At 59.7% G+C, this 12,139-nt stretch carries 10 protein-coding genes and 1 tRNA gene; 5 read left to right on the forward strand and 6 right to left on the reverse strand.

Translation table 11 applies throughout. From position 1 onward, the window contains the following. Nucleotides 1-386: 386 nt before the first annotated feature. The 5 genes from EOS_RS47230 (at nt 387) to EOS_RS31585 (ending at nt 5,351) form a co-directional block, all read left to right on the forward strand. Complete coding sequence (locus EOS_RS47230; RefSeq protein WP_047896132.1) at nt 387-662, forward strand: hypothetical protein; 276 nt, start codon at nt 387-389, stop codon at nt 660-662. Then, nucleotides 655-1,002, forward strand: coding sequence for a hypothetical protein (locus EOS_RS31570; protein ID WP_047896133.1), 348 nt, complete (start codon nt 655-657; stop codon nt 1,000-1,002). Before EOS_RS47230 ends, EOS_RS31570 begins: the two co-directional genes overlap by 8 nt. Nucleotides 1,003-1,014: 12 nt before the next feature. Then, nucleotides 1,015-1,557, forward strand: coding sequence for a hypothetical protein (locus EOS_RS31575; protein WP_047896134.1), 543 nt, complete (start codon nt 1,015-1,017; stop codon nt 1,555-1,557). A 158-nt stretch (nt 1,558-1,715) separates the two neighbouring features. Next, a complete protein-coding gene (locus EOS_RS31580) occupies nt 1,716-4,559 on the forward strand; it encodes a DUF927 domain-containing protein (protein ID WP_200908726.1) in 2,844 nt (947 codons plus the stop codon). Nucleotides 4,560-4,679: 120 nt separating this feature from the next. Continuing rightward, nucleotides 4,680-5,351, forward strand: a complete 672-nt coding sequence (locus EOS_RS31585; protein WP_047896136.1) for a hypothetical protein — start codon at nt 4,680-4,682, stop codon at nt 5,349-5,351. A 1,318-nt stretch (nt 5,352-6,669) separates the two neighbouring features. On the opposite strand, the gene EOS_RS31590 is transcribed toward EOS_RS31585, so the two are convergent. The 6 genes from EOS_RS31590 to rph all read right to left on the reverse strand — a co-directional run bounded on the left by EOS_RS31590 (nt 6,670) and on the right by rph (nt 12,121). Then, nucleotides 6,670-7,932 (reverse strand): tyrosine-type recombinase/integrase, encoded by a 1,263-nt coding sequence (locus EOS_RS31590; RefSeq protein WP_047896137.1) that lies wholly within the window; start codon nt 7,930-7,932, stop codon nt 6,670-6,672. 156 nt (nt 7,933-8,088) lie between these two features. Beyond that, a tRNA-Ser gene (locus tag EOS_RS31595) sits at nt 8,089-8,178 on the reverse strand. Nucleotides 8,179-8,290: 112 nt separating this feature from the next. Continuing rightward, nucleotides 8,291-9,481: an MFS transporter gene (locus EOS_RS31600; protein ID WP_047896138.1), complete on the reverse strand. Its 1,191-nt coding sequence runs from the start codon at nt 9,479-9,481 to the stop codon at nt 8,291-8,293. Nucleotides 9,482-9,520: 39 nt separating this feature from the next. Next, nucleotides 9,521-10,768, reverse strand: a complete 1,248-nt coding sequence (hemW, locus tag EOS_RS31605) for a radical SAM family heme chaperone HemW (RefSeq protein ID WP_047896139.1) — start codon at nt 10,766-10,768, stop codon at nt 9,521-9,523. After that, entirely contained in the window at nt 10,765-11,382 is a 618-nt protein-coding gene (rdgB, locus tag EOS_RS31610) for an RdgB/HAM1 family non-canonical purine NTP pyrophosphatase (RefSeq protein ID WP_047896140.1), read from the reverse strand. The genes hemW and rdgB overlap by 4 nt, the downstream gene beginning before the upstream one ends. Further along, nucleotides 11,375-12,121 carry a ribonuclease PH gene (gene rph, locus EOS_RS31615; protein WP_326972958.1) on the reverse strand — a complete coding sequence of 249 codons (747 nt, stop codon included), beginning with the start codon at nt 12,119-12,121 and terminating at the stop codon, nt 11,375-11,377. The genes rdgB and rph overlap by 8 nt, the downstream gene beginning before the upstream one ends. Nucleotides 12,122-12,139: the final 18 nt, after the last annotated feature.

Consider the following 12,139-nt stretch of genomic DNA (forward strand, 5'->3'; position numbering starts at 1 on the left):
GTCACTTTGCGAGCGCAGCACATTCACGCATGCGGACATTCCGCCATGCCGCTGTCGGGCTTGTTTTTGGATGCGTGTTCGCCGCGATTCCGCGTGTTGCCTCGCCTTCTGGCACGGTTTCAACGCGCCTTACGTCGCTCGTACATGCTTGCGCTGTATTGCCAATCGTCTATACTTTGAACACGGCGCTCAAAACGCCACAAACAGCGGTAAAGCCACCCCGAAAGTCAGTGGCTATTATTACGTCTATTGGTTTTGCTCCAATGGGCGGGAGTGCGGCTAATAAAAGACCCGTAAGGGGAATATGCCCGCCGTCTGTTTGCGGTTTTGAGCTCCTGCCCGCCCGTCTCAAAAACGGGTTTAGTCTCTCAAACAGGAGCAAAGCTATGCAGGCATTGTCGCGTCACGCCCGTACCGGGCAAAACCCCCTCGATCAACGTTTTCCCGCTTTTTCTTACGCCGGCAGCAGTGCGGCGGAACTGTGGCTCGCACATGCGCCGCTCAGTGCGGGCGAGTTCCGCGACCTACGCTTTCGCAACCTGATGTCAGGCTCCTTGCCTGACTTTCCGGGTGACGAATACCGCCGCCAAGCGTTCAACGACGCCTTCGCCCGCCGCATTGCCGCCGCTATCGTCGACGGGGAGGTGAGCCGTCATGGTTGATACGACGACGCGTACCGCCATTCTCGAAGGATTCGACAACGCACCTCCGTTGGATACAGGAGCACCTATCGAACTGCAATTTGCCGTCAATCTCGGCGCGATTTGCGCGGACGCGTGGCTCGAACTGAGGGGTGCGGTACGGCTGCACGAATACGCCGCGCATCAGACCGACGCGTTCTCACGCGGCATGCAAGCGGGCATGAAAGACGACGATACGTTCGACTCGCACAGACTCGCTATCAGCCGACAAGCGTTCGCGGCCGGACTCATGGGGCGCGTGCAACAGTACTTGCTCGCGGCGCTCAACATCGTCACGCGCGACGTGCGCACCACACACTAAGGGGCGCACGCCATGAACGAATCGAATAAAAGCGCAGACGGGAATGCCATTGAGGCCGAGCAGCACAACAAGCTGGAGTCAGCCAAGGCCCTCTCCGCTGATGTGCATGAGTTACGAATCGAAATTTGGGCCGGCTTGGCCGCGCGATACGAGGGAACACGCGCTCAGCTTGAGGCGGAGGGTGTCATTCCAGAAGGAACCGTGTGGCCGACCGGCACTAACCGGGTCTCGTGGGAGTCAGCCGGATGCGGATTCGTATTGCGCCGGTGTCGTGCCCCCGGTATCAGAGGGCCAAAAAAGATTTGGAGCGACGGCGATTGGTGGTGTCTCGATATTGACGATTGCATGGGCCACGACGGCATTGTCCAGCGTGAAATCACCCGCCGAACGAGGGAGCTTGAGCGGTTTAAATACCTGCAAACAGCGCGTGGCGGTGCCGAGTTCAAGGAGCAATATTCCCGCTTCCTTAAAGCCCGTCACGACAAACGCTTTCAGGCATTTAAAGCGTTGATTCCAGCCCTTGCACCACGTCGCGGCGCTCGAAAAGCGACATAACCGGGATCGTTTAGCGAATTGCACAGAGCCGCATGATTGACGTGCCGTGCTGACTGTCATGCGTTCTGTACTACTAATCGTATGAGAGCGGCGCGCGCGTCGCGGCTCGCAATGTGGAAGCGGCTCGATTACACAGAGAATCTATGAGCGATACACCAATATCGGAATTTGAGCGTGCACGAATCGCGCTCGCGTACGTCCCGCCTGATGACCGCGATACGTGGGTCAAGATGGCGATGGCGCTTAAAACGGAGTTCGGTGAAGACGGCTTCACGCTCTGGAACGATTGGGGCGCACAGGCTAAGGGTTATAACGAAAAGGATGCCCGCGACGTCTGGAAGTCCGTGAAGCTCGGCAAAACGAAGCTCGCCACGTTGTTTTTTGAAGCCAAGCGCTACGGATTTAACCCCGCTGAGCATAAGGCAACGCCGGTTGATGCAACTGAATTAGAGCGGCGACGCGCGCAACGGGCCGCGCGTGAAGTCGAGGAGCAAGCGGGTGACGCCAGCCGCCATGCCAGCGCGGCAGATTCCGCCGAGCGCATTTGGTCGGCCGCCGCTCCAGCGCCGCTCGATCATCCGTATCTTGTTCGCAAACGGATTGGTGCCGATCAGCTTCGCGTTTATCGCGGCGAGCTGGTGATCGGCAAAGTAACTTGCGACGGCGCTCTGCTCGTTCCAGCGCGTGACGAATCCGGCAAGCTCTGGACGCTTGAATTCATTCTCCTTGACGGTCAAAAGCGGTTCCTGCCGGATGGACGCAAATCGGGGTGCTTCGCATGGATTGGCGGCCCCGTGACGACCACGATACTTGTAGGCGAGGGATATGCAACGTGTGCCACGCTCACGGGCGCGACCGGCTTCCCGTCCGCCGTCGCGTTCGATGCAGGCAACCTACTCGCAGTCGCCACGCTCCTACGTGGCCGCTTTCCCGATGCCCGCATCGTTTTGTGTGCCGACGACGATTATCGAACCAAAGGTAATCCCGGCATCACGAAGGCACGTGCGGCAGCCGACGCGGTCGCGGGGTTCGTTGCGGTGCCGGACTTCGGGGACAAACGTCCTTCCTCGGGCACGGATTTCAACGATCTCGCTGCGCACCTGAATGTCGAAGCAGTGGCAGCCGCCGTGTTCGCTGCGCTGGCCGTGGGCGGCGCACAGACCGCGAGCAAGGGCAAGGTACTGCCCATCACGCCCAAGCCCGCCAAGCGCCCTAAAACGTCCCGAGCGGCCGATGGTAAGTCGCGCTTTGAGGTCGATGCAAAGGGCGTCTGGTTTTACGGCTTCAACAACCAAGGCGAAGCACTCCCGGCGCACTGGGTCAGTTCGCGTATTGACGTGATTGCGGAGACACGCAACGAAGTCAACAGCGAGTGGGGCTACCTGCTCGAATTCACCGACCCGGACGGGATCTTGAAGCGCTGGGCCGCACCTGCGGGTCTCTTTGCCGGTGACGGCGCGGAACTGCGCAAGACCTTGCTCGAAATGGGCGTAAAGGTGGGCGTGACGCAAATTGCAAAGACGCAGATTGCGAACTACATCCAGACCGCACAGCCGGACGAACGCGTGCGGTGTGTGCCTCGCGTCGGCTGGCATCACGGCGCGTTTGTATTGCCCGACCGCGTGATCGGCTCCGGCAAGGAAGCGATGATCTATCAGGCCGATACGCCGATCCACAGCCAGTTTAAAGAGAACGGCACGCTCGAAGACTGGCAACGCGAGGTTGCCGCCTACTGTGTAGGAAATAGCCGTCTCGTGTTCTGTGTATCGACGGCGTTCGCCGGGCCGCTGCTGCACTTCTCAGGCCTTCAGTCGGGCGGCTTTCACCTGCTCGGCACGACATCAAAGGGCAAATCGACGGGCGGTTTAATCGCAGCGTCAGTGTTCGGCTCAAAAGACTACGTGCGCGGCTGGAAGGCAACAGATAACGCGCTCGAAGCCGTCGCCACACAGCACAGCGATGCATTGCTCATTCTCGATGAAATCGGGCAGGTCGAACCGCGCCTTGTGGGCGATGTCATCTACATGCTCGCGAACGAATCAGGCAAGGCACGCGCGACGCGCACGGGATCAGCCAAACCGGTCATGACCTGGCGCTTGCTGTTCCTGTCGAATGGGGAAAAAGGCGTCGCGGCGTTGATGGCCGAAGCGAACAAACCCATGAAAGGCGGCATCGAAGTGCGGCTTCCGGCCGTTCCGGCCGAGGTGGGTGAAACGGGCGTGGTCGAGCGGTTGCACGACTTCCCGACGCCGGCCGCACTGATCGAGCACCTTGAGCGAAAAGCGGGTCAGCACTACGGCACGGCGGGACCGGCGTTCATCGAATGGGCGTCATCGGTGGCCGATCACCTCACCGAATCCTTGCATACGCGCGTGGCTGAACTGGTCACGCAATGGGTTCCTGACGACGCGCACTCTCAGGTCGCACGGGTGGCGAAGCGGTTCGCACTGGTCGCGGTCGCGGGCGAACTCGCGACGGCTCACGGCCTCACCGGTTGGCCGCAAGGCGAAGCCGTACATGCCGCCCGAAGTTGCTTCGATGGTTGGCTCCAGTTGCGCGGCGGGGCAGGCAATTCAGACGAAACGGAGGCTGTCAGGCAGGTTGTCCACTTCCTGATGGCGCATGGCGATAACCGTTTCGTCTGGATGCAGCGTGCGCACGACGATCACCGGCCGAACGTGCCGCATCGAGCGGGCTTTAAACGCTATGTGAAACCGGGCGTGGAGGTGACCACGAACCGGGACTACATACAGGAATACGGCGACAAGATGAGCAGCGCGGACGCTGACGTGACGGAAGTCGAGTATTGGATCGAGAAGGAAGTCTTTCGCAAGGAAGTCTGTGCGGGCTTCGATCCTAGCGCCGTTGCCAAGGCCCTCATCAAGCGCGGCGTCCTGATGCCGCGTCAGGACGGCTATCCCTATCGTCAAGAGCGCGTTCCCGGACATAGCCGTTGCATGGTGTATCGCATCCTCCCGTCCATTTTTACGCTCGATCTCTGATGTGTACAGGGGCCAAACACAGACAAATCACATGAGTTTTTCGGCATTCCGGCAGTAGCTGGGGAAGGCCGTGATAGGTGGGCAGCACATGCCCTTTTTAGTTATCCAAATGGAAAATATATGAACCTGACCAAAGTTAAAACCGCTATCCGTGAGCTTGAGCAAAACGAACAGGCTATCGCCAAGACCAAGGCCGATATCGGGCGTATCCAAAACTCGTTAGAGGCTGCCCGATCACACGCCGAACGCGTACAGGAGCTGCAAACGCGGCGCAGCGATGCGTTAGCCGATGCGCTCATCGATTCACGCCAGCCTGACGTATCGAAGATCGATGACGAGCTTCGACAGTTGGAGCGATCCAGCAAAGCCGAATTCAAGGATCTCGACGTACCAACGGCAGCCCTTGCAAAACTCAATCAGCGTCTGCTCGACCTGGAGGCAGCCGAAGCGGCGCTACGCATGGGTAAAGATCAGGCATGCCGTGAAGTGATCAACGTGGAGATTGGCGAGATCGAACAGGAAATCGATAAATGCATTGCAACCCTGAATGGACATGTTCTTCGGTGCGTGGCGTTCACGAAGGTGAAGCGCCAGTTCGTTTCGGACAACCGCGATAACCGCCACGCTATTGACGGCTTCCTTGTCGGTGCGCGTCTGGACGCCAGCGTGCGCAAGTCGAGTGTGCCCGCCGAGTTCACTTACCCCCTCGCCGGCAACAAGACCGTTCAGGCGCATTGCGAGTCGCTCACGGAGGAGTTTGAAAAGGTCGGCGCAATCAAGCGCCGGTCGTAGGCCGCGCGGTCGTGCGGGAACCCGACGGCGCTGTGTGCTCGTGCCCGCGCCGTCCATCTTTGAGCCACGTCGTTCGGCCAACACGTCCGGGCGACAAACAACCGAGGACGAGTATGGCGATACGGTACAAAGCGAGGGCGAGGGTGTCTATCCACAAACAGCGAGGAACCGGAGCAAGCGGTCGAAGGACACTCGAACGCGTCAATCGAGACAAAGAAGGCTCGTTGAGTAGTTCGCCACGGTCGCCGCGCCATGCGGAACATCGGTCGATCCCGCGTCGCACGCATCTGCTGATACAACAATTCATATTGGGCGAGGGGCGCTCGCTCGCCGGGTGTTCATCATCGAAGTGCGATAGCGCATCTGGCGAGGCGCAGCGCTCCAATAATCAATGAAATGTCGCAGCCGTGCCGTTCGGTGTCACATTGACTGAGCAGTGCGGCGGCCGACAATCAAATCAGGCAAGCGAATGATGAAAAGCTTGCCGAAACACTCATCTCAAAACCCCGGCTTGTTCGATCTTTGATGGCTCGTGCGGGCCGCGAAGAGCGGCTGCGGCGAGCGTTTCTCTGCGCGGCAAAGTGACTTTGGACGAGGTAACATAGTCACTTTGCCGCCTGTTCCAGACGAGAAGCGCATCGCATGACTTGACGCAGTTATTTCCGATGTTGCAACAATGTAGGGGCATTTGTCTTCAATGTCTTCAGCCGTCTCCAAGCCGGTTGAAGACGCGCAAAGCCTTACTGGTATTGGCTTTGCGGGATTTGTCTTCAAGTCTTCAAAAGAAAACGACTTTGAGGGAGCGCGAAACAAGGCCTCAATTCACTGCCCGTCAATTCCGGCAATGCTTCGCCGGATTTTTAACACTCTCTCAGTGACACATTCGCATCAGCTTCACTTAAACGCATTATTGCGGTGGTTGCGACAATTCGAAATGCATGACGATCAAACATCGCGCGACGATCACCGAACGAGGTGCGCGTCACGATAGGCTAGTCCTAACTCGATCCGAGAAAGATAGACCCTTCCTAAAAGTGAAAGGTACTTCCGGGGACCCCTCCAACACGGGTAATTCGAGCCCCGTAACAACCACAGTCACCGGTCTTTTTATGGGTAGCCACTTGGGTAGTCAGTAGCCACTCAGAGCATTGTTTGTTAACGGATTTTTCATCGCATGGGTAGCCACTTCGGGTAGTCAGGTAGTCATGTGGGGTAGCCAGGACTATCAAGTGCCGTTCGGCTGGTGCGGAAAGTCCGCCAGTCAACCATCAACCGCCAGCAATCCAGCCGCGCAAAAAGACTCCCGCACCGCCGCTTCTCATGCGCTGGACGCTTCGCTCGGCGCGTCGCCGTCGTCATGTAACGGAATTACGTTCGCGCCGCTCTGCTGGTCGATGTAGTCAGCCCATGCCTGCATCAGCCCGCGCCGCTTGTCGAGCAGGTCTCCGCGCCGATATGCACTCTCCGTCTTGTCGCGGATCGCGTGCGCCAATGCCATCTCTGCTACCTCGCTCGGGAATGCCGTGCACTCGGCCGCCCAGTCGCGGAACGTCGAGCGAAAGCCATGCGTGGTCAGATCATCGCGCTTCATGCGCTCCAGCAGCTTCAGCATCGCCATGTTTGATAACGGCTTGCCTTCCTTGACACCTTCGAAGACAAGACCCGCACCGCCGAACGTGGGCAACGCCTTGAGGAGCGTCACGACAGACGACGACAGCGGCACGCGGTGCTCGCGTTTCGCCTTCGTGCGTTCGGCTGGAACGGTCCACAGTGGCACGGACAAATCGAACTCGGGCCACGCGGCATACAGCGAATCGCCGGTACGAGTGGCCGTCAGGATTGTGAATTCGAGCAGGCGCGCGGAAGTAACATCGTTGGCCCGTAACTTATTGAAGAATGGGCCAATCTCGGAGTACGGCAGCGCGGCGTGGTGGCCGTCTTTCTGAACCTTTGATGGCGACGCTAGCAAGTGGTCGAGATGACCGCTCCAGCGGGCTGGATTCTCACCGACACGCAGGCCGCTCACTTTCGCCCAGTCCATGATGCTTTCTATCCGGCCACGAAGACGCGAAGCCGTCTCATTCTTCGCGAGCCAGATCGGCTGTAGCACGCGCATCACGAGATCCGTATCGATGTCCACCGGTCGCAGTGCGCCAATGAACGGATACGCGTATGTCTTTAGGGTGTTTTCCCATTGCTGGGTGTGCTTCGGATTCGCCCACTCCGTGCGACGCGCTTTGATGTAGGCCTCGGCGCATTGTCTGAATGTCAGTGAGCGGGCTGCCTCAACCTTGCTGCGAGCCTTGTCCTGCTTGCGCAGCATGGCCGGATCGTCGCCACGCGACACGGCGGAGCGGTGCTCGTTACGCGCCACCCTGGCCTTCTCCAGTGTGACCCGTGGATACGGGCCGATCTGGATCAACCCTTCGCGACCGTCTGGCTTCGTATAGCGAAATTGCCAGTACTTCAATCCGGTGGGCTTCACGTGGAGCGCGAGGCCGCCGCCGTCATTGAGGCGGTACGCGCTCGCGCGTGGCTTGGCAGCGCGGCATTGCAAATCGCGGAGAATGCTTTCAGGCATCGTCGTGAAATTGGTCTCAAAAGTACCCGAAAAAGTACCCGGGAAATTGAGGAATCTTACGACTTTTCTTGGATGCTTGTGGAGGTATCGAATCGCCGCAAAGCCTTATGGCGTTTGGTTTTGCGGGACTTTATGGAAGCTGCTGAAACGTTATTCTGGCGGAAGCGGTGAGATTCGAACTCACGGACGAGTCACCCCGTCGCTAGTTTTCAAGACTAGTGCCTTAAACCGCTCGGCCACGCTTCCACGTTTCACACACAGCAACTACGAGAAAAGTGCGTTCGACCGCACCACACCTTTCCGGCAAGGCGCGTATTGTAGCGCAACTTTCCCTGGCGTTTAAGCCAAGAGAATCACCTCATCCTTCGAGCGACCTGGTTGCCCGCAAACCCGGAAACAATCGCATCCATAACAATGCAACAACGATCGTTCCCGCACCTCCAATCAGTACGGCCGGCACCGCACCGAATAATCCCGCCGTCATCCCCGACTCGAACTCGCCCAACTGATTCGATGTCCCGATAAACAGTGAATTGATCGCGCCCACGCGGCCACGCATGTCGTCGGGAGTCTGAAGCTGAACGAGTGACATGCGTACGACGACGCTGATCACATCGGAGGCGCCGAGCACGGCCAGCGCGATCAACGAGACATATACATTGCTCGACAAGCCGAACGCGATTGTCGCCATGCCAAACGCGATCACGCCGCCGAACATCGCAGTTCCAGCCCGCTGGCGCAGCGGAAAATGCGCGAGATAAATCGATCCGGTCAACGCGCCGACCGCAGGCGCCGCGCGCAAGACCCCGAGTGCCCACGGGCCGGCGTGCAGGATGTCGCGGGCAAAGACAGGCAGCAACGCCGTCGCGCCGCCGAGCAGAACCGCGAACAGATCCAGCGATAAAGCCCCCAGGATCACCGGCTTGTGTCGAATAAAGGCGATGCCGGAGAACAGCGATTCGAGGCTCAGCGGCGTGCGCATCCGCACGACCTGTTCGATTTTTATCGATGCCAGCAGCAGCGCCGCCCCGATGAACGCCACCGATACCGCGCCATACACCGCGAGCGCCCCGAGACCGTAGAGCAGACCGCCCATTGCCGGTCCGAGGATCTGCGCGGTCTGGTTCGCGGACGTGGACCACGCGGTCGCGTACTGCAACTGGGCGCGGGAAATCAGGTTGGGCAGGAGCGCGGCCATCGACGGCGATTCGAATGCGCGTGCCGATCCGGCGATGGCGGCGATCAAATAAATCAGCCCCTGATCCGTCATCCCGCGCCATGTCGCGATGCACAGCGTCAACGCCGCCACGCCTTGAATCGCCTGGCACACGAACGCGATCGTGCGGCGGTCGTAACGGTCCGCGACATGCCCGACCACGAGCGTGAGCATGAACATCGGCAGGAATTGCGAGAGGCCGACGAGCCCGAGGGCGAACGCGCTATGGGTGATCGAATAGATCTGCCAGCCGATTGCCACCGACATCATCTGGAACGCAACCGATGACATCCCCCGCGCGCTCCAGAACAGCGCGAAGGGCCGGTGGCGCATCACGGAACCGGGCGGTAACGCAGGGGAGGAGGCGCTCAATTAACGGTCTTCCCTGAGCGTCTTTACGGCAGAGTCCTTGAGAAAGAGCGCCTGGAGATCGTTGAGAAAATCCTGGCCACGCTGCGTAGGCACGATGCGTTCGATGTCGCGCGTAATCAGGCCGCGACGTTCCGCTTCAAGCAGTCCTGGTTCGATCGCGGACATGGCAAGCCCGGTTCGTTCGTTAAACGAATGCACCGGAAATCCTTCGACGAGCCGTAACGTGTTCAGCATGAATTCGAATGGCAGGTCGCGTGGCCCGACCTCGTGTTCTTCCTGCACGGCAGCGCCGCCAAGCGCCTCGTCCATGTAGGTTCCGGGATGCTTGTAGCGCACCTGGCGCACGATTTTCTGCGGAAATGACAGCTTGGTATGCGCGCCCGCGCCAATGCCGAGATAGTCGCCGAAACGCCAGTAATTCAAGTTATGCCGGCTCTTGTTGTGTGGCTTCGCATACGCCGACACCTCGTAGCGCTCATAACCCGCGCTAGCCGTACGCTCGTGAATCCAGTCCTGCATATCGGCGGAAGCATCGTCGTCGGGAACGGGTGGCGGGTACTTCGCGAACATTGTGTTCGGTTCGAGCGTCAGGTGATACAGCGACAAATGCGGCGGCGCGAAGCTGATGGCCGTTTCGATATCCGAGCGGCATTCATCCAGCGTCTGCTTTGGCAGCGCGAACATCAGGTCGAGATTGAAGTTATCGAAGTTCTTTGCCGCTATTTCTACAGCCTGACGCGCTTGCGTTGCATCGTGAATCCGGCCGAGCGCCTTCAGATGCTGCTCGTTGAAACTTTGAATGCCTATCGATAAACGGTTCACGCCGCTCGCCCGGAACTGCGCAAACTTCGCGGCTTCGAACGTACCGGGATTGGCTTCGAGCGTGATTTCGGCGTCTGCGTCGAGCGGCAGCAAAGCGCGCGCATCGGAGAGCAGCCGATCCAGTCCTTTCGCCGACAACAAACTAGGCGTCCCGCCGCCGATAAAAATCGTATGCACCTGACGACCCCAGACCATCGGCAGCGCGCGCTCGAGATCGGCGCGCAACGCATCGAGATAACGGTCTTCGGGGAACGTCTCACCCTTCCACTCATGCGAATTGAAATCGCAATACGGGCATTTGCGCACGCACCACGGGAAGTGCACGTACAGCGACAGCGGCGGCAGCGACGTCAGCCGGATACTGCCCGGCGACGTGAACGCCTTGACCACGTTGATGGTTTGAGGACCGCTTGAGCTATTCGTCACGACACGTCCTTTAGCCGCGCGAGCAGATGGCGAAGCGCGATCGCCCGATGGCTGCTGGCGTTTTTCACCGCGGGATCGAGCTCGGCGGCGGTTTTTCCAAGCGATGGCACCAGGAAATGCGCGTCATAACCAAAGCCGTTCGCACCGCGCGGGGTATCGATGACTTCGCCGTGCCAGCGGCCTTCCGCGATCAGCGGTTCGGGGTCTGCTGCATGACGCACCAGCACGAGCACCGAGAAGAAATAGGCACGCCGATCTGATTCATGAGCGAGCTCCTTCACGAGCCGCGCATTGTTCGCGGCATCGCTTTTCTCGCCACCGTTGAGCAATTGCGCATAACGCGCCGAATACACGCCCGGCGCGCCGCGCAACGCATGCACGCACAGGCCGGAGTCGTCGGCGAGCGCCGGCAATCCCGTCGCCGCGGATGCATGCCGCGCCTTCGCCAGCGCATTCTCGACGAACGTCACATGCGGTTCCTCGGCCTCGGACACGCCCAGCTCGCCCTGCGTGATCAATTCCATGCCGGCTGTGCTCAGCAGCGCTGCGAACTCGCGCAATTTGCCGGCATTATTCGACGCAAGTACGACGCGTTTCAAGGCGGGATCAGACACTGAGCAACTCCAGCGCGACCTTCTGCTTCGCGATCAACGTTTCAATTCCACTTTGCGCCAGGTCCATCAGCGCGTTCATTTCGGCGCGCGTGAACGGCACGCCTTCGGCTGTTCCCTGTACTTCCACGAAACCGCCCGCGCCGGTCATCACGACGTTCATATCGGTATCGCACTGCGAGTCTTCGTCGTAGTCGAGATCAAGGACCGGCTGGCCGTTGTACACGCCGACCGAGATCGCAGCGACAAAGTCATTGATCGGCGATTCCGCGAGTCTGCCGGCAGCAAGCAGCTTCGCGACCGCATCGTGAGCCGCGACAAACGCGCCCGTGATGCTTGCCGTGCGCGTGCCGCCATCGGCCTGGATCACGTCGCAATCGATGTGCAGCGTGCGTGCGCCCAGCTTGTTGAGATCGAACACGGAACGCAGCGCGCGCCCGATCAAACGCTGGATTTCCTGCGTGCGCCCGGTTTGCTTGCCGCGTGCAGCTTCGCGGTCGTTGCGGGTGTTGGTTGCGCGCGGCAGCATGCCGTATTCGGCGGTGAGCCAGCCGGAATCGCGTCCACGCAAAAATTCAGGCACGCGCTCGGAGATGCTCGCGGTGCAGATCACTTTGGTATCGCCGAACTCGACGAGAACCGAACCTTCCGCATGCTTCGTGTAATGCCGCGTGATGCGCACGTCGCGCAATTGGTCCGCGCGACGGCCGCTCGGGCGGGTGAACGGGGCGGACGGGGGCAGCGTGGAGTCGGTCATGGA

Origin of the sequence: Caballeronia mineralivorans PML1(12) (assembly GCF_001028175.1) — a bacterium.
Lineage (GTDB): Bacteria > Pseudomonadota > Gammaproteobacteria > Burkholderiales > Burkholderiaceae > Caballeronia > Caballeronia mineralivorans.